Genomic DNA, 17,276 nt, shown 5'->3' on the forward strand with positions numbered 1-17,276 from the left:
GGACTGCGTAAAGAAACACGGATATAGAGCGTTTTTGCGATTCGAAGAAAAGCGGAAACGTTCTAGGCGCCCGCATGCCGCGTGGCCTCGGCCAGCGAAATATCCGACTTGATCTCCCGCGTCGACATCGAAGTCACCGTATGCCTGACGCCGGGCAGCCGGTTGAGCTCCTGTCGCAGCAGCCGGTCGAGTGCGGCCATGTCGGTGGCCAGAATATGCAGGAGATAATCGGCCTCGCCCGTCGTCGCATGGCAGCGCCAGATCAGCGGATGGCGGCGCACGGCGGCTTCGAAAGCATCGAAACGCTCGACATCGATCGACACCTGCACGAAGGCTTCCAGCCCGAAGCCGAGCCGGGCCGGGTCGAGAAGTGTCCTGTATCCCCGGATCACGCCCGCCGCCTCCAGCGCCTTCACCCGCTTCCAACAGGGTGTCTTGCTGAGACCGGCCAGATCGGCAAGCGCCGCAAAGGAGAGGCGGGCATCAGCCTCAAGCGCGGTAATGATCTTGTGGTCGAGCGCGTCCAACTCCATCGTTCTCTCCATGGCTATAAGGATGATCGATCGTACTCCGTTTCTCATAATTTGAATGACAAATAGGAACAATGTTCAAGTTGAATTTCGTATCCTTGAGGGTGAGCAAACATGCTTGGCGGCCGAGGGCCGGAACAAAGGGAACGAAGATGCAGAAGAAAGACTATTACGCGCGCATCGAGGCGCCCGAAATGCGCGACTATGGCGTTTACCTGCAGTGCGACAAGCTGCTTGCGTGTCAGAAGCCGTTGAACGGGATGGTCAACGGCGATGAATTGCAGTTCCAGATCGTCCATCAGGTCGAAGAACTCTGGATGAAGCTGATGGCCTATACGCTGGTCGATGTCATCGGTTTCATGGAGGAGCGCAATACGCATCGCGTCGTGACCCTCATGGGCCGCGTGCACCGGATCATGCGCATGATGACGGCTCAGCTCGATCTTCTCGAAACCATGTCGCCCAAGGAATATCAGCAAATCCGCCTGCAGCTCGGCAATGGCAGCGGGCAGGAATCGCCTGGCTTCGGATTTCTGCTGCGCATGCCGCCGGATCTCTGGCACGCCTTCAAGGCGAACTATCTCGATGCCGCCGGCCTGACGATCGCGGATATCTATGATGGGAAATACGATCATGGCGACAGTTACGTGGTCGCCGAGGCGTTGGTCGAATATGACGAGCTGTTCCAGAAGTTCCGTGCCAACCACATCTATCTGATCCAGCGTTCCATCGGGCTCGGCTCGAAATCTCTGAAAGGCCGCCCCGTCGAGCTGCTGCAGGCCGGCACGCGCCATCGCTTCTTCCCCGATCTCTGGGATATTCGCCACGAAATGACTGATCGCTGGGGCGGTCAATATGGCATCGTCCGCGATTCCATTTCCAAGCACGATGCAGCCGAATAGGCGCTGACGGAAAGCCGCCTTTCGCCGTCTTGAATGGCGAAAGGCCTTCTGATCCTGAACGAGATCGAGCAAGCCGCCAAACCCGCCGGCGCATTGGTACGCCACACAGGGTCGCCAACCGCTCCTCCCTCCGCCTCCCTTGCTCAAAAACGGCTACGCACTCCGCCGGCAAGAGGGCTTCTTCGCCCCGATCGCAACCTTCGGGTTGATCCGCCCCCCTCAAAGGCTCAGGCATCGCCGGCGCCGACCAGCGCGGCGTTCGTCCCGCAGGCAAACGACCGGCAGGCCAGGGCTTCGGCCGAAGACAATGCAATGGCCATTGAAATATAGCCTATTGCATAATTCTGATATCGGTCATATTTGTTTAGTAGTCTCATAGCTTGACCCTCCCGGAGCCCCGCATGACGCAAGTTCAGGAAGCTGCAGCGCAGCGGCGCGAATGGCAGTTTGCCAGCCGCGACGAGGATGATCGTCCGAGCCTTCCCGAAGTCAATGCCACGGTTAAGGTTCCTCATGGCGGCAGCTGGATTCGGCGCCTGATTGCTTTCGTCGGCCCGGGTTACATGATTTCCGTCGGCTACATGGACCCCGGCAACTGGGCGACCGATCTCGCCGGCGGTGCGCAGTTCGGCTATACGCTTCTCACCGTCATCATGTTGTCGAACCTGATGGCGATCCTGTTGCAGGCACTTTCGGCAAGGCTCGGTATCGCCACCGGCCGCGATCTTGCGCAAGCCTGTCGTGATCACTATCCGCGGCCGGTCAATCTGGCGCTGTGGTTTGCTTGTGAGCTCGCCATTATCGCCTGCGACCTTGCCGAAGTCATCGGCACGGCCATCGCGCTGCAGCTGCTCTTCGGAATCCCGCTGATCGGCGGCGCGCTGATCACCGCGCTCGACGCTTTCCTGCTGCTGCTTCTGATGAGCAAGGGCTTCCGCTATCTCGAAGCTTTCGTCATTGCGCTGCTGACCGTCATCGCCATCTGTTTTGCCGTCCAGATCGCAGCGGCCGCGCCGCCGGTGGCGGCAATCCTCTACGGCTTCATCCCCTCACCCGAAATCGTCACCAACCCCGCAATGCTCTATATCGCCATGGGCATCATCGGCGCGACGGTTATGCCGCATAATCTCTATCTGCATTCTTCCATCGTGCAGACCCGCGCCTACAAACGCACGGAAGAGGGTCGCCGCGATGCCATCAAATGGGCGACGGTCGACAGCACCGTCGCGCTGATGCTGGCACTCTTCGTCAATGCCGCGATCCTGATCGTCGCCGCTGCCGCCTTCCATACCACCGGCCACTCGGATGTGGCCGAGATCGGCCAGGCCTATGAGCTGTTGTCGCCGCTGCTCGGCCTCGGCATCGCCTCGACGCTGTTTGCCGTGGCACTGCTCGCCTCCGGCCTCAACTCGACCGTGACGGCGACACTTGCCGGCCAGATCGTGATGGAAGGCTTTCTCCGGCTCAGGATTCCGCATTGGGCAAGGCGACTTTTGACCCGCGGCCTCGCAATTATTCCGGTTGTGTGCGTGACCGCCATTTATGGTGAAAAAGGCACTGCGAACCTGCTCGTGCTGAGCCAGGTCGTGCTATCAATGCAATTGCCCTTTGCCGTTATTCCATTGGTCCAATTCGTGACAAATCGCGAGAAAATGGGCAGTTTCGTCATCTCCAGAAGCATCGCCGTGCTATCATGGATAGTTGCCGCGATCATCCTGGTGCTGAACTTCAAACTGCTCTACGACACCATCTTCGGTTGACGAATCATCTGGAACGCGCGAATCTCGCCCTGTGGACGATCACGGCAATTAACTGACTCGTAATATTTGCCTAGATTTCGCCATGATTTGCCCTAGTTTGGGCCCACCGCAATCTGCAGGGTTCCTCACTTCATGGCCGAAAGTCCATTGCGCGTTCAATTTCCTGCAGAGGCTGCTATCCAGGCGCGGCCGCATCATGATTTTCATATTCCATTTCTGCCCCGCTCCGCCCATCTTCGCCACCTGATCGTCATCGGTCTCGCAGGTACCGCGTCCTTCGGCCTGCTCGCCACCGTGCTCTATCCCTTGCTGGCGCGTCACACGATCGAGCGGGCAACGCCGGTGCGCACGGCCCAGCTCGCGCGCCCTCAGCCGGCCATGCGCAAAGCCAGCCGGCTGGCCGCAAAACAGCATTTCGACGGTTCCCGCTTTGCGCAGGTGGCCGAAAAACTCTCAAGCGGCGAAACCCGCATCTTCACCTATCATCGCACGACGCTGGTCTTTAAATCCGACGAAACCGCCCTGGCACGTGATGGCGCAAGCGCCATCAATGCCTCCTATGGCGACGAACGCGCCGACAACGTGGTATTTTCGCCTCCGTCGCTTTCGGATATCCGCCACGGTATCTATCCGCAGACCACGCATTATGATGCCGTGCGCCGCTCTCGCTTTCCGGTTCGCGGCGTGCCGCTGAACGTCAGCGTATCGCGCGCGACGACCGGCGAAACCGGCCGCGAGTTCCACCGGCTCGTATCCATGCCGAAGGATAAGCAGGATTTGCAGGACATCCTGGCGTCTGCCGGCCTGAGCAGCGATGCCGGCGACGAGCTGCAGCGCGCACTGGAGACAGACACCGTTTCCCCCGGCGATAGCCTGGAACTGCTGCTTGAGAAAAAAGGCCCCAATGCCCGCCCGAAGCTGATTATGGCTCGCCTCAGCGGCGACAAGACGCGGGAGCGCGTCGTTGCCCGCGACGATGCCAATGGCTTCGTTCCGATGGCCAATGACAGGCTGTTTTCCACGCTCTACAGCGAAAGCCAGGCCGACGCTCCATCCTCGACGGAGGTTGCCGCAGTCGATTTGAAGGGTGTTGACGAGAGCGATGAACGGGCAGTCAGTGACAAGCTCGAAAGAGCCGGACTGACCAAGGAATATGCCTCTCAGCTCATCAAGCTCGCCAAGGCCAAGGGCATTTCGCTCACCAGCATCGACGATGCTCCCGACAGCGTCGACCTGCTCTTCCGCAAGGCGGATGACGGCCGGAGCGAGCTGATGTTCATCGAATTCCACGCCGATGGCGACACGCATCGCTTCTACCTGCATAAGAACGAAGGTGAAGGCCCCTCGGAATTCTATGACGAGAGTGGTCACTCGATCGCGAAGTCGCTCGTGCATCGGCCGGTGCCGAACGGCACGCTCGGCGATGGTTTCGCTTGGCGTATCCACCCGATCCTGGGTGTGAGGAAATTCCACAACGGCGTCGACTTCCGCGCGCCGATGGGAAGCCCCATCCAGGCCGCCGGCGATGGTGTTGTCGAGAAGATTTCCTGGGAAACCGGCTACGGCAAATATGTCCGCATCCGCCACGACGGCGGTTACGAAACCACCTATGCCCATATTTCGGCAACGCCTTCGGATCTGCGCGTCGGCCAGCGCGTCACCCAGGGCCAGGTCATCGCCTATGTCGGCTCGACGGGTTACTCGACCGGCCCGCATCTCTATTACGAGCTGCGCGTCAATGGCCGTTACGAAAACCCGCTGACAGCACAATTGCCGGCCGGCACCAATCTGACGGGCAAATCGCTCGACAGCCTGCGCTCGCAGGTCAACCATGTCGAGAACATCATGAGCTACCTCGACGTTCCCCCGGCTCGTGACAATCCGCCCACCCCCTTCGCCAATTTCGAGCAAGGCCCGAGCTTCGGGCCGAATTCAGGATCGGACTTCGGACCGAACCTGGGACCAGGCTTCGGGCCAAACCATTTCGGCGCACCGTCTCCATAAGCCGGCCAGAAATCCGCACAAACATCCTTCCCGATTCTCGCAAACCCGATTCCCGCTTGCGGCAATGGCGCCTCGATGCCGAATGCGATAACAATCCTCCTGTATTTCGCCATGGAGAAGATATTGCCGCGCACTATCTGACGCGAATGCCGGATATCATCACGTGGCAATCCGCAAGGAGCAGAAATTGGCGCGCAAGCCGTTGCCGGAACCGAAGACTATGCTGCCGAATGAAAGCAGGCGTCTGCGCGCCGACGCGCGACGCAACTATGACAAGTTGATCGAAGTTGCAGCACAAGCCTTCGCCAGCCACGGCACCGCCGCCTCCCTGGAAGATATAGCTCGCCGCGCGGATGTCGGGATCGGAACGCTCTATCGCCATTTTCCGAGCCGGGAACACCTGGTGGAAGCGGTTTATCATCACGAAGTCGAGGCGCTGTGCGATGCCGCCGAAGAGCTTTCGCGCGAACACGCACCGGATGAGGCTCTGGAGGAATGGATGAACCGCTTCGTCGGTTACATCGCAACGAAACGCGGCATGGCCGACAGCCTGCGCATCCTCATCAGCAGCAATTCCAAGCTCTTCGCCGATAGTTACGGCAAGGTGCCGGTTGTGCTCTCAGGCCTGATCGACCGTGCGGTCGCCGCCGGCTCGATCCGCACCGATGTCGACAGTACCGATGTGCTGCACGCACTGTCCGGCACTTATTCCATGCCCAGTTCGCCCGAATGGTACGACCGGTCTCGCCGCCTCGTGCGCCTGTTGATGGATGGCCTGCGCTGGGGCGCCCCGAAAGCACGAGCTCCGCGAGAGACCTGATAATCGGCAGGACGCTTCCTATATGCATTTGAACTGAGAACGTCAGGCAAGTTTCCTGCTGCCGCGGTTTCGTGCTTGGCCCCTCATCCTAACCCTCTCCTCGTTGAAAGGGGGGGGACGATCACGCAAGACAGCATGTCTGTTCACCGGAGTTATTCCCATTTTAAAGCCCCCTCTTCGCGCAAAGCGGCGAGAGAGTGGGGTGAAGGGCCAGGCACATAAGTACGACAAAACCGAGCTTCGCCGACTGTCATCAAAGCTGAGGAGAGCAAGAATGCCCGAAAAGCTGGTCAAGATCCCCGGTCCGGATCATCCGATCACGATCGAGGAAAAGCAGGCCCATGTCACCGTGTCAGTCGCCGGCAAGGTCATCGCCGATACGCATGAGGCGCTGTCGCTCAAGGAAGCATCCTATCCGGCCGTGATCTATATCCCGCGGAAGGATGTCGACATGTCGTTGCTGGAAAGGACCCCTCACGAAACCTACTGTCCCTACAAGGGCGAATGCTCCTACTACAGCATCCCGGCCGGCGGCGAGCGCTCGGTGAACGCCATCTGGACCTATGAGACCCCCTATCCTTCGGTCGGCCGGATCAAGGACTACATGGCCTTCTATCCGGATCGCGTCGATTCCATCGATATCGTGACTTAAAGAGCAAGACCGCTCGACGCGTCGAAGACGTAGACTTGCTCCGGGCTCACCGAGACATTCAGCGGCTGGCCATAGCGCACCGGCGCCTCGCCATCGACGACGGCCGTCACCTGTTCGCCGGCGAGATCGAAAAGCACATGGGTCTGCGCGCCGGTCGGCTCCACAAGCAGCGTTTGGCCGGTGAGCGGCGAGCCGCCGCTTGCAAGGCTCAGATGCTCGGGCCTGAGCCCGATCTTCACGCTCTGGCCCACCTTCACCTTGCGTTCCCCAGCGATGCGGATCGGCGTGCTGTCCTTCAGCCGCACGGCCGGCGCGCCATCGACACCCTCGACCGTACCGTCGAGAAAATTCATGGCCGGCGAGCCGATGAAGCCGGCGACGAAGAGATTGGCCGGCTTGCGGTAAAGCTCGATCGGCGTGCCCTGCTGCTCGATCTTGCCCTGGTTCAGCACGACGATCCGATCGGCAAGCGTCATCGCCTCGATCTGATCGTGGGTGACGTAGATCGAGGTGGTCTGCACCTTCTGATGCAGCGCCTTGATTTCGGAGCGCATCTGCACGCGCAGCTTCGCATCGAGGTTGGAGAGCGGCTCGTCGAACAGGAAGACGGCGGGGTTGCGAACGATGGCGCGACCCATGGCGACGCGCTGGCGCTGACCGCCCGAGAGCTGTGCTGGCTTGCGGTCGAGTAGCTTGGTGAGATCGAGCATGCGCGCGGCTTCGTTGACCCGCTGTTCGATCACCTGCTTGGTCTCGCCCGAGAGCTTCAGGTTGAAGCCCATATTCTCCGCGACCGTCATATGCGGATAGAGCGCGTAGGACTGGAAGACCATGGCGATGTTGCGCTCGCGCGGCGTCATGGCGTTGACCACCTGACCGCCGATCGACACGTCGCCATCGGTGATCTCTTCCAATCCGGCGATCATCCGCAACAGCGTGGACTTGCCGCAGCCGGAAGGGCCGACGAGCGCGATAAACTCGCCGTCCTCGATCGAAAGCGAGATATCGTGGATGACGGTGAGCGCCCCATAGGCCTTGTGGATGTTGTGCAGTTCGACGGATGCCATGTTGTTTGTGCTCCGATGAGAGCAATTCCAGGGAAAGTGCGTAGCGGTTTTCCGTCCGGAATTGCTAAAAACAAAGAGATAGAGCGGTTCAGAGTTTTCGTGAAAAGCTGAGCCGCTCTAGGCTCAGGATTTCACTGCGCCGGCGGTGAGGCCGGCAATGATGTGCTTCTGCGCCAGGAAGAAGACGATGACGGTGGGCAGGATGGTCAGCGTGATGAAGGCAAGCACCAGCTCCCATTCCGTGCCGAATTCGCCGCTATAGACCATCATGCCGAGCGGCCAGGGATAGATCGAGTCCGAGTTCAGCATGATCAGCGGCAGGATGTAGCTGTTCCAGCTGCCGACGAAGGAGATGATGCTGACGGTCGCAATGATCGGCCGCGAGAGCGGCAGCGAAATATGCCAGAAGAAGCGAATATAGCCGCAGCCGTCTACAAAAGCGGCCTGGAACAATTCTTCCGGAAGGTTTCGAAAATAGTTCCGGAAGAGCAGGATGCTCATGCCGAGGCCGAAAGCCACCTGCGGCAACACCACGCCCCAATAGGTATTGAGCAGGCCGAGATCGCGGATGCGGATGAAAAGCGGGAGGATGGCGGTGGCCGCCGGAAACATCAGGCCGATGAGGAAATAGTTCAGCAGGAAGTTCGAGCCGAAGAACTTCACATGCGCGAAGGCGAAGGCAGCCATGGCCGAAACCGACAGCGTCAGGAAGACGGTGAGAACGGCGATGATCAAGGAATTCATCATCTGCCGCCAGTAGCGGTCACCGAAGAGGATGCCGGTATAGTTCTCGAAGTGCCACTCGGCCGGCAGGCCGAACGGATTGGTGCGGAGATCGCCGAGCGTCTTGAAGCCGCCGAGCGCTGTCGTCAGCAGCGGGATCAGCACGATGGCGGCAATGATGGTCAGCGACACATAAAGATAGATCTTCGTGCCGGTGCTCAGTCGAACGGATGAGGCCAGATCAGTCATTGCGCATAAATATCCGTTTGTAGCCGAAGGCGAGGGTAACGCAGATCACGAACAGCACGACGCCGACGGCGCTGCCGAGGCCGACCTGCATGCGGGTGACGCCGAAATTGTAGAGGAAAGTCACCATCGTCTGGGTCGAGTTGAACGGGCCGCCGCCGGTGAGCGGCATGATCATGTCGAAAAGCTGCAGCGATCCGACGACGGCGAAGAACACGGAGAGACGCAGCGTCGAGCCGAGTAGCGGCAACGTCACGTAGCGGAACTTCTGCCAGCCGGTGGCGCCGTCGATCTCGGCCGCCTCCAAGACGCTCTTGTCGAGCGACTGCATGCCGGCGATGAACAGCATCATGTGAAAGCCGAAATATTTCCACACGATGACGCCGAGCACGGCGTACATCGCCAGGTCTTTATCGGCGAGCACATAGGGCGTCGGCGTGCCGAGAAAATGCGCGATTGCTGCAAACAGGCCATAATCGCCATCATAGACGAAGCGCCAGATCAGGCCGGCGGCCACTTCGGCGAGCACGTACGGCAGGAAGAAGATCAGCCGAAAGAGCACGACGCCGCGAATGCGGTGCGCCAGCATCGTCGCCAGCCAGATGGCAAGCGGCACCTGGATCGCAATCGACACGACGATGATCAGCGCATTGTTCTTCAGCGACGTCAGGAAGGCGCCGTTCTTGAACAGCACCTGGAAATTGCGCAGCCCTACGAACTCGGTCGGCGGGCCATAGCCGTTCCAGCGGTAGAGGCTGTACCAAGCCGCCTCCCCCATCGGCAGGATGACGAAGATGGTGAAGAGCAACAGCGCCGGCGGCAGGAATAGCAGGATAACGGGCAGGCGACCGCGCGCGGCCGGCGATTTTCGCTTCGCGGCGGGTCTTGCTCTTGCGACAGAGGGCATAGTGGTCGTAGCGCTGACATCGGTCATGGGCAGTCTCGACGATTGCAGTTCAAAGAAAAACCGGCGCCGACACAAGGGAGCGGCCGGCGCCGGATGCCGCTAGAGCTGGTCCTGTTCGAAGGCGTCCTGGACCTGCTGCGCGCCATCCTTTGGCGAAATCTGGCCGGAGACGATACCGACGGCCACATCGTTGACGACGCGGCCGACCGAGGGGCCGAGATCCTGGTCGAAGAAGTTCTGGTGCCAGGTCGAATGCGCGAGCTGATCGGCGGCCTCGTGCATCAGCGGACCCTTGACACCGTCTTCGGCGCCGACGGCGACCGGGATGATCATGCCGGCCTGCGCCATGGTGCGCTCGTTTTCGGCATTGGTCAGATAGGCGAGGAAATCGAGCGCTTCCGGTGGGGCCTTCTTGGTGACGGCCCAGCCGTTCAGGCCACCGAGCGTATCGGTCGGAAGGCCCGCACCGCCGGTCACGGCGGGGAAGGCGAAGCGGCCGACATTGTCATCCGCCAGGCCCTTGCCGTCGCCGGCATTGGTGCGCTGGTTGGCAACCGTATTTTCGAAGCCGAGGATCATGGCAGCCTTGCCGTCACCGAAGACGCCGAGCGCCTGCGGCCAGGTCGTGCCGAGATAGCCGGGCTGGAAGGGTTCGAGCTTGCCGAGCTCGGCAAGCTGCTCGCCGGCCTTGATGATCGAGGGATCGTTGAAGCCGTTGCCCTTGCCGTTCTTGGCGTCGTTGAAGACCTGCTGACCGCCGTCGCGCATCACCAGATAGCTCCAGTAGAAATGGATCGGCCACTTCTCGCCGCCGCCGCCGGCGATCGGCGCAATACCGGCAGCCTTGATCTTCTTGACCGCGGCCATATAGTCGTCCCAGGTCTTGATCGCACTCGCATCGACGCCAGCCTTGGCGAACAAGGCTTTGTTGTAGAAGAAGGAAACCGTGCCGAGCTTGTAGGGTACGGCGCTGATTTTGTTATCGAAAGTCAGGCCCTTGACCGCCGCCTGATTGTAGCTTTTCAGCCAGGCGCCATCCTTGGCATTCATCGCTGCGGTCAGATCCAGCAACGTGCCGGTCTGTTGCTGCTGCTTCAAGACGCCGCCGCCCCAGCTGAAGAAGAAATCGGGAGCGTCCTTCGATTGCAGCAGTGTCGGCAGCTTCGCCTTGAAGGCCTCGTTGGCCAGGAACTGCATCTCGATCTTCGTGCCGGGATGCTTGGCCTCATACTGATCGGCGATCTTGCGCCAGACGGCGACATAGGTCGGATCGGTTTCCAGATGCAGCCATTTGACGACAGTGTCGGCGGCAGCGCCCGTCGCGCCGGCCAGGATTGCCAGCCCTGTGGTGGCGGCAATAGCGGCGATTCGAAGGGCCTTGGCCCCACGTAGATGGATCATGATTTTCTCCTCCCAAGGGAACCAAGAGCCTCAGATATTTTTTCCCTTATGCGGAATAATTCAACGGAGCTTTGCTGAAATGTCAACCGCCATCGCTAAATTTTCGCCATATTGGCTGCAAAATGGCTTGACATTGGGCAAGTGCCATAGGTTATTTAATTCGCATTCCGTTAAAAATACCAGGCCGCAGCCGAGCGGGTCCGTCATTCGGCACGAATCTCATGAAAACAGCAGATCCCGAGCTTATGCGGGCGATAAACCGCTTCAATGTGCTGGATACGATCCGGCGGGCGGGTTCCATCGCACGTATCGAAATCAGCGACCGCACCCAGCTTTCGACCACCACAGTGTCGGCAATCACAGCCTCGCTGCTGGATGACGGGCTGATCCTGGCCCGCACCGAAGGCGACCTGCGCGAGGCGGCGACCCGCGGCCGACCCCGCGTCATGCTGGAGCTTAATCCCGATGCCGCGCGCGTCGTCGGCGCGAAAATCGCCGCCAATCGCATGGTCTTCGTCGTGACGGACTTCTGCGGCGAGGTTCTTTCGACGCTGACGCTGGCGCTGCGCGTCGACCGGCAGCCGATCGGCGTCATTGCCGATCTGATCGAAGACGGCGTGCGCCGTTGTGTGGTCGATGCCAACCTGGCGCTGGACGAGATCGATTCCGTCTGCCTCGGTCTGCCCGGCGTCGTCGAGCATCGCACCGGTCATATCCGCACCAGTCCGATCTTTCGCGAGACGGGCGTCGATTTCGCCAAGGAAATGTCGGAGCGGCTGGGCGTCACCACCATCGTCGAAAGCGATGCCCATGCCATCACGCTCGCGCATCACTGGTTCGGCCAGGCAAAAGACCTGGACGACATGGTGCTGGTGTCGCTGGAACAGACGCTAGGGCTCGGTGTACTGCATGGCGGCCAGCTCTTTCGTGGCGCCGGCGGCCTCAGCCACAATCTCGGCGATCTCGTGCTCGGCATGGGACCACAGGGCATCATCCGACTGGCGAGCCTTGCCGGCGAAAGCGCCATTCTTGGTGACCAGCCGAGCGGCCGCTTTGCCGAAGCCATCCGCCTCGGCCGCGGAATGGCTCACGCCAAGACGCTGATCGACGCCGAAGACATCTCGCTGATCAGTGCTGCCATCCGCGCCGGCGAGGCCTGCGGCATGGCGCTCGCCAACATCGTCACGCTGTTTGCCCCGCCGCGCGTCATTCTGGTGGGATCGAGCCTGGCGCTCGGCCAGCCCTTCCTCGACAGCCTGCGGGATGCCTATTCGCTGGCCATCCCGCCATCGATCAAGGGCGTGACCGAACTCGTTTTCGACCAGTCGACCGACGAGACCTGGGCGCAGGGCGCAGCGGTCGTAGCACTACGCGAACTCTACGAATCGCCCTGGGGAACGACGGGACCGGCACCGGCCCTGTGATCCCCACAGCAATTCCAGGAAAAGTGCGCAGCGGTTTTCCGTCCGGAATTGCGTCGAAACAATAGGATAGAGCGGTTCAGCGCTTATGTGAAACGCTGAACCGCTTCAGGACAGACAAGACAATTCATCTGGAGGAAGCTTATGAATAAGGTCGGTATCGGCATAATCGGCTGCGGGAACATTTCCGGCGCCTATCTCACCGCCATGAAATCCTTTCCCATTCTCGACATCAAAAGTGTCGCCGACCTCAATCGCGAGCTCGCCGAGGCAAAGGCTGCCGAATTCGGCCTGAAGGCAGTCGATATCGCCACGCTGCTGGCGGACCCCTCGATCGAGATCATCGTCAACCTGACCATTCCGAAGGCGCATGTCGCCGTCGGCCTTCAGGCGCTTGACGCCGGCAAGCACACCTATTCGGAAAAGCCGCTGGGCATCAATTTCGCCGAAGGCAAGACGCTTGCGGATGCCGCGGCCGCCAAGGGTCTGCGTATCGGTGCAGCGCCTGATACCTTCCTCGGCGGTGGCCACCAGACGGCCCGCGCCATCATCGATGAGGGCGCGATCGGCATCCCCGTCGGCGGCACCGCCACCTTCATGTGCCCCGGCCACGAGCGCTGGCATCCGAATCCGGCTTTCTATTATGAAGTCGGCGGCGGCCCGATGCTTGATATGGGTCCTTACTACATTACCGACCTCGTCAACCTGCTCGGCCCCGTCTCGCAGGTCGCCGGCTTTGCCGTCACCCCGCGCAAGGAGCGCATCATCACCAGCGAGCCGCGTAATGGCGAGCACATCCCCGTGCATGTGCCGACGCATGTTGCCGGTGTCATGGCCTTTGCCAATGGCGCCGTTGTCCAGATCGGCATGAGCTTCGATGTCGCCGGCCACAAGCATGTGCCGCTCGAAGTCTACGGCACCGAAGGCACGCTGATCGTGCCCGACCCCAACCGCTTCGGCGGCCCGGTGGAGTTCCTCAAGAAGGGCGGCGAATTTGCCGAACGCGAGATCACCGCCCCCTATGCCGATGGCAATTACCGCTCGCTCGGCGTCGCCGACATGGCGCACGCCATCCGCTCGAACCGCCCGCACCGCGCCAATGGCAGCCTCGCACTGCATGTGCTCGAAGTCATGGAAGCCTTCCAGACGGCTTCCGACGGCGGGCGCACGGTCACCATCACGACGCAAACGGAGCGTCCGGCCCCTCTGTCCGAATCCCTGGTGGATGGACAGATCGGCCGTTAATCGAAAAAATTCAGGAGGATTATCATGCGTGAAGCACTTATCGTCTGGGGCGGCTGGAGCGGCCACGAACCGCAGGAATGCGCCCATATCATCCGCGACATGCTGGAAGAGGACGGCTTCAAGGTCTACCTCGAAAACAGCACCGAGGCCTTCGCCGACCCTTCGATCCACGATCTCAGCCTGATCGTGCCGATCGTCACCATGTCGAAGATCGAGAAGGAAGAGGTGAAGAACCTTGCCGCCGCGATCGAAAGCGGCGTTGGTATAGCCGGCTATCATGGCGGGGCCGGCGACTCGTTCCGCGAAAGCGTCGAGTATCAGTTCATCATCGGCGGCCAATGGGTCGCCCATCCCGGCAACATCATCGACTACACCGTCAATATCACGCGGCCGGACGATCCAATCATGGAGGGGATCACCGATTTCCCCTACACGTCGGAGCAATATTACATGCATGTCGACCCGTCGAACGAGGTGCTGGCGACGACAACCTTTACCGGCGACCATGCCTACTGGATCGACGGCGTCGTCATGCCCGTCGCCTGGAAGCGCAAATACGGCGAGGGCCGCGTCTTCTATTCCTCGCTCGGTCACCAGGCCAAGGAATTCGACGTGCCGCAGATGAAGACCATCTTCCGCCGCGGCGCCAACTGGGCGGCGCGCTAAGCCCCCGCGCATTTCGAAAATTGCCGCCCCTCATGATGCTTGAGGGGCGGTTTTGCGTCGGCCATCCCGATGATGGCGCAATCGCACGCACGGCGGATTTCATCGTTTCGAGCAAATGATGAGCAGGCGGGACAGGCGGCCGTGAACGGAGCTTGGGCAAGCACTCCATCCCGCATCCCGCAGCCAACCATCGATCGCCCTCATTTCACCTTGACGTTGCAGATCCTGCCTCGCATTCCGTGCCAGGCTTCACTCCTCATTTTGATCGCACGACTGTCAGCACGAGCGATCAGGCTCCGTTCGGCCACAATGCGCCTGGACGCATCGAAAGGTGCATCAGCCTCCATTTGCAATTCCGATCAATTGCTTACCAGATTGATAATAAATCGCTAAAACACGCCTGAGACGAGATTTATGAAGCGAAACTGAAACGCGATCAGTTTTCGTTTGACATTCCTTTATCTTCATTTATCGTCATTCTTGTTTCGGTTTTCGCGTGAGGGATGCAAATCGAAACAAGGGGAGGGATTATTGTCCAAAAATCAGATCGATACGGAAAACGGCGTGGTTGGCGGTATCGGCCGCATGGCCACTGACGTCGCCTGGCGCAATCCTTGCCGGCGCGACGGTTCCGCGGGCAGATCGGCACAATCCACTTCCGAACAATCATAATCTCAGCAGCAGGCACCGTCCGGCAACGACAGGACGGATCGGTCTCTTCGCAATCCTCGCGGCAGCATTGATATGCGGCGCATGGAAGGAATCTATCGTGCTTGAACTCAGGGGCGTATCGAAGTCTGTCGGCGGCGAAACGCATATCGCGGAAACAAATCTGACGCTGCAGCGCGGCACGCTGAACGTACTGCTGGGACCGACGCTTTCGGGCAAGACGTCGCTGATGCGGCTGATGGCTGGCCTCGACAAGCCGACCACGGGCACGATCCATGTCGACGGCGCCGATGTCACGGGACAGCCGGTGCAGCGCCGCAACGTCGCCATGGTCTACCAGCAATTCATCAACTACCCCGCCATGACCGTCTACGACAACATCGCCTCGCCGATGCGATTGAGTGGCAAAAGTGCCGCTATCATCGACCAGGAAGTGAAGAAGGCAGCCGATCTTCTGCGGCTTGGCCCCTTCCTCGATCGCCTGCCCTTGAGCCTTTCCGGTGGCCAGCAGCAGCGCACGGCGCTCGCCCGCGCCATCGTGAAAAACGCCGGGCTGGTGCTGCTCGACGAGCCTCTCGCCAATCTCGATTACAAGCTGCGTGAGGAGCTTCGCGCCGAACTGCCGAAGATCTTCGCCGAATCCGGCGCGATCTTCGTCTATGCCACCACCGAACCGTCCGAAGCGCTGCTCCTCGGCGGCAATACCGCGACATTGTCGGAAGGCCGCATCACGCAATTCGGACCGACGATCGATGTCTTCCGCAATCCCCGCGATCTGATTACCGCCACGACCTTTGCCGATCCGCCGCTGAACACGATCACGCTTGACAAGCGCGGCCGGGAATTTGTGCTCGACAGCAACATCCACCTGCCGGTACCGAGAGGTTTGGAAGAGCGGCCGGATGGCCGTTACACGATCGCCTTCCAGCCGCATCATCTGGCGCTTGCGCCGCAGACGCCGGAAGCCGTCGCCGCCCCGGCAAGGGTCATGGTGACCGAGATCACCGGCTCGGAGAGCTTCATCCATATCGATTTTGCCGGCCGGCGCTGGGTCATGCTGACTCAAGGGGTGCAGGACATCGATGTCGACGACGCGATCGATGTCTATATCGACCCGCGCCACATCATGGTCTTCGACACCGATGGCGCTGCCGTCACTCCCGCCCTGCAACAAGCCGCCTGAGGAGAGACCATGGCCCGCATCGATCTTGACCACATCCGGCACGCCTACAACGATCACCCGAAATCCGATGCCGATTACGCGCTGAAAGAAGTCAATCACAGCTGGGAAGACGGCAGCGCCTATGCGCTGCTCGGCCCCTCGGGCTGCGGCAAGACCACGCTTCTCAACATCGTCTCCGGCCTGGTGCAGGCTTCCGAAGGGCGCATCCTGTTCGACGGCAAGGACGTGACCCGTCTTTCGACCCAGGAGCGCAACATCGCCCAGGTTTTTCAGTTCCCGGTCGTCTACGACACGATGACCGTCTACGACAATCTCGCCTTCCCGCTGCGCAACCGGCATGTTCCGGAGGCTGAGGTCAAACGCAAGGTCGATGAGATTATCGAGATGATCGGCCTTTCCGACAGCGCGCACCGCAAGGCCCGCGGGCTGACCGCCGATGCCAAGCAGAAGATCTCGCTCGGCCGCGGCCTCGTGCGCTCGGATGTCAATGCCATCCTCTTCGACGAACCGCTGACCGTCATCGACCCGCATATGAAGTGGGTGCTGCGCTCGCAGCTGAAGCAGCTGCATCGCCGCTTCGGCTTCACCATGGTCTATGTCACCCACGACCAGACGGAGGCGCTGACCTTCGCCGACAAGGTGGTGGTCATGTACAATGGCGAAGTGGTGCAGATCGGCACGCCGAACGATCTGTTCGAGCGCCCGCGCCACACCTTCGTCGGCTATTTCATCGGCTCGCCTGGCATGAATGTCATGCCCGTCGAAATCGAAGGCAACAATGCGCGCCTCGGCAACCGCACGATTACGCTGCCCGGCGCGCCGCTTGAAAAACGCAGTGGCCGTTCCGAACTCGGCATCCGCCCGGAATTCGTCCGCATCGGCCGCGAGGGCATGCCCGCCACCGTCACCAAGGTCGAGGACCTCGGCCGCCGCAAGGTGGTGCGCGCGAAGCTCGACGGCCAGGACATCGTCGCCGTCATCGGCGAGGACCAGACGGTGCCGGCCGAGCCGCACATCGCCTTCGATACCGCCGGCATCAATATCTACGCCGACTCCTGGCGCATCGAGATGGGAGCCTGA

General features: G+C 60.6%; 15 protein-coding genes. 10 read left to right on the plus strand and 5 right to left on the minus strand.

Annotated elements, in window-relative coordinates; genetic code table 11:
- Positions 1 to 62: 62 nt before the first annotated feature.
- Positions 63 to 533, minus strand: a complete 471-nt coding sequence (locus ABOK31_RS15680) for an Lrp/AsnC family transcriptional regulator (RefSeq protein WP_349956620.1) — start codon at positions 531 to 533, stop codon at positions 63 to 65.
- Positions 534 to 682: 149 nt separating this feature from the next.
- On the opposite strand from ABOK31_RS15680, the gene ABOK31_RS15685 reads away from it, so the two are divergent.
- The 5 genes from ABOK31_RS15685 to ABOK31_RS15705 all read left to right on the plus strand — a co-directional run bounded on the left by ABOK31_RS15685 (position 683) and on the right by ABOK31_RS15705 (position 6,668).
- Positions 683 to 1,432 carry a tryptophan 2,3-dioxygenase family protein gene (locus tag ABOK31_RS15685; protein WP_349956621.1) on the plus strand — a complete coding sequence of 250 codons (750 nt, stop codon included), beginning with the start codon at positions 683 to 685 and terminating at the stop codon, positions 1,430 to 1,432.
- A 401-nt stretch (positions 1,433 to 1,833) separates the two neighbouring features.
- Positions 1,834 to 3,192: an Nramp family divalent metal transporter gene (locus tag ABOK31_RS15690; RefSeq protein ID WP_349956622.1), complete on the plus strand. Its 1,359-nt coding sequence runs from the start codon at positions 1,834 to 1,836 to the stop codon at positions 3,190 to 3,192.
- A gap of 132 nt (positions 3,193 to 3,324) precedes the next feature.
- Positions 3,325 to 5,196 carry a M23 family metallopeptidase gene (locus tag ABOK31_RS15695; protein WP_349956623.1) on the plus strand — a complete coding sequence of 624 codons (1,872 nt, stop codon included), beginning with the start codon at positions 3,325 to 3,327 and terminating at the stop codon, positions 5,194 to 5,196.
- A gap of 220 nt (positions 5,197 to 5,416) precedes the next feature.
- Positions 5,417 to 6,016, plus strand: coding sequence for a TetR family transcriptional regulator (locus ABOK31_RS15700; protein WP_349958967.1), 600 nt, complete (start codon positions 5,417 to 5,419; stop codon positions 6,014 to 6,016).
- 274 nt (positions 6,017 to 6,290) lie between these two features.
- The gene (locus tag ABOK31_RS15705) at positions 6,291 to 6,668 is read left to right on the plus strand and encodes a DUF427 domain-containing protein (RefSeq protein WP_349956624.1); all 378 of its coding nucleotides are present in this window, start codon (positions 6,291 to 6,293) and stop codon (positions 6,666 to 6,668) included.
- Here ABOK31_RS15705 and ugpC read toward each other — a convergent pair.
- The 4 genes from ugpC to ABOK31_RS15725 all read right to left on the minus strand — a co-directional run bounded on the left by ugpC (position 6,665) and on the right by ABOK31_RS15725 (position 11,012).
- Positions 6,665 to 7,735, minus strand: coding sequence for a sn-glycerol-3-phosphate ABC transporter ATP-binding protein UgpC (gene ugpC / locus ABOK31_RS15710; protein WP_349956625.1), 1,071 nt, complete (start codon positions 7,733 to 7,735; stop codon positions 6,665 to 6,667). The genes ABOK31_RS15705 and ugpC overlap by 4 nt on opposite strands.
- A gap of 123 nt (positions 7,736 to 7,858) precedes the next feature.
- Positions 7,859 to 8,707 (minus strand): carbohydrate ABC transporter permease, encoded by an 849-nt coding sequence (locus tag ABOK31_RS15715; RefSeq protein ID WP_349956626.1) that lies wholly within the window; start codon positions 8,705 to 8,707, stop codon positions 7,859 to 7,861.
- Entirely contained in the window at positions 8,700 to 9,611 is a 912-nt protein-coding gene (locus ABOK31_RS15720; RefSeq protein ID WP_234910291.1) for an ABC transporter permease subunit, read from the minus strand. Before ABOK31_RS15720 ends, ABOK31_RS15715 begins: the two co-directional genes overlap by 8 nt.
- A 99-nt stretch (positions 9,612 to 9,710) precedes the next feature.
- Positions 9,711 to 11,012, minus strand: a complete 1,302-nt coding sequence (locus tag ABOK31_RS15725; RefSeq protein WP_349956627.1) for an extracellular solute-binding protein — start codon at positions 11,010 to 11,012, stop codon at positions 9,711 to 9,713.
- Between the two features lie 221 nt (positions 11,013 to 11,233).
- Between ABOK31_RS15725 and ABOK31_RS15730 the strand changes: the two genes are divergently transcribed.
- The 5 genes from ABOK31_RS15730 (at position 11,234) to ABOK31_RS15750 (ending at position 17,276) form a co-directional block, all read left to right on the plus strand.
- On the plus strand, positions 11,234 to 12,436 hold the full coding sequence (locus tag ABOK31_RS15730) for an ROK family transcriptional regulator (RefSeq protein ID WP_174173358.1): 1,203 nt from the start codon (positions 11,234 to 11,236) through the stop codon (positions 12,434 to 12,436).
- A 141-nt stretch (positions 12,437 to 12,577) separates the two neighbouring features.
- Positions 12,578 to 13,678, plus strand: coding sequence for a Gfo/Idh/MocA family oxidoreductase (locus ABOK31_RS15735; protein WP_349956628.1), 1,101 nt, complete (start codon positions 12,578 to 12,580; stop codon positions 13,676 to 13,678).
- 24 nt (positions 13,679 to 13,702) lie between these two features.
- Positions 13,703 to 14,344: a ThuA domain-containing protein gene (locus ABOK31_RS15740; RefSeq protein ID WP_349956629.1), complete on the plus strand. Its 642-nt coding sequence runs from the start codon at positions 13,703 to 13,705 to the stop codon at positions 14,342 to 14,344.
- 769 nt (positions 14,345 to 15,113) lie between these two features.
- A complete protein-coding gene (locus ABOK31_RS15745) occupies positions 15,114 to 16,196 on the plus strand; it encodes an ABC transporter ATP-binding protein (protein WP_349956630.1) in 1,083 nt (360 codons plus the stop codon).
- Positions 16,197 to 16,205: 9 nt separating this feature from the next.
- Positions 16,206 to 17,276: an ABC transporter ATP-binding protein gene (locus tag ABOK31_RS15750; RefSeq protein WP_349956631.1), complete on the plus strand. Its 1,071-nt coding sequence runs from the start codon at positions 16,206 to 16,208 to the stop codon at positions 17,274 to 17,276.

It is taken from the genome of Rhizobium sp. ZPR4 (assembly GCF_040215725.1).
GTDB lineage: Bacteria > Pseudomonadota > Alphaproteobacteria > Rhizobiales > Rhizobiaceae > Rhizobium > Rhizobium rhizogenes_D.

Coding starts and splice junctions, on each gene's coding strand:
- ABOK31_RS15680 (WP_349956620.1), bottom strand. CDS start 533: ATGGAGTTGGACGCGCTCGACCACAAGATCATTACCGCGCTTGAGGCT.
- ABOK31_RS15685 (WP_349956621.1), top strand. CDS start 683: ATGCAGAAGAAAGACTATTACGCGCGCATCGAGGCGCCCGAAATGCGC.
- ABOK31_RS15690 (WP_349956622.1), top strand. CDS start 1,834: ATGACGCAAGTTCAGGAAGCTGCAGCGCAGCGGCGCGAATGGCAGTTT.
- ABOK31_RS15695 (WP_349956623.1), top strand. CDS start 3,325: ATGGCCGAAAGTCCATTGCGCGTTCAATTTCCTGCAGAGGCTGCTATC.
- ABOK31_RS15700 (WP_349958967.1), top strand. CDS start 5,417: ATGCTGCCGAATGAAAGCAGGCGTCTGCGCGCCGACGCGCGACGCAAC.
- ABOK31_RS15705 (WP_349956624.1), top strand. CDS start 6,291: ATGCCCGAAAAGCTGGTCAAGATCCCCGGTCCGGATCATCCGATCACG.
- ugpC (WP_349956625.1), bottom strand. CDS start 7,735: ATGGCATCCGTCGAACTGCACAACATCCACAAGGCCTATGGGGCGCTC.
- ABOK31_RS15715 (WP_349956626.1), bottom strand. CDS start 8,707: ATGACTGATCTGGCCTCATCCGTTCGACTGAGCACCGGCACGAAGATC.
- ABOK31_RS15720 (WP_234910291.1), bottom strand. CDS start 9,611: ATGCCCTCTGTCGCAAGAGCAAGACCCGCCGCGAAGCGAAAATCGCCG.
- ABOK31_RS15725 (WP_349956627.1), bottom strand. CDS start 11,012: ATGATCCATCTACGTGGGGCCAAGGCCCTTCGAATCGCCGCTATTGCC.
- ABOK31_RS15730 (WP_174173358.1), top strand. CDS start 11,234: ATGAAAACAGCAGATCCCGAGCTTATGCGGGCGATAAACCGCTTCAAT.
- ABOK31_RS15735 (WP_349956628.1), top strand. CDS start 12,578: ATGAATAAGGTCGGTATCGGCATAATCGGCTGCGGGAACATTTCCGGC.
- ABOK31_RS15740 (WP_349956629.1), top strand. CDS start 13,703: ATGCGTGAAGCACTTATCGTCTGGGGCGGCTGGAGCGGCCACGAACCG.
- ABOK31_RS15750 (WP_349956631.1), top strand. CDS start 16,206: ATGGCCCGCATCGATCTTGACCACATCCGGCACGCCTACAACGATCAC.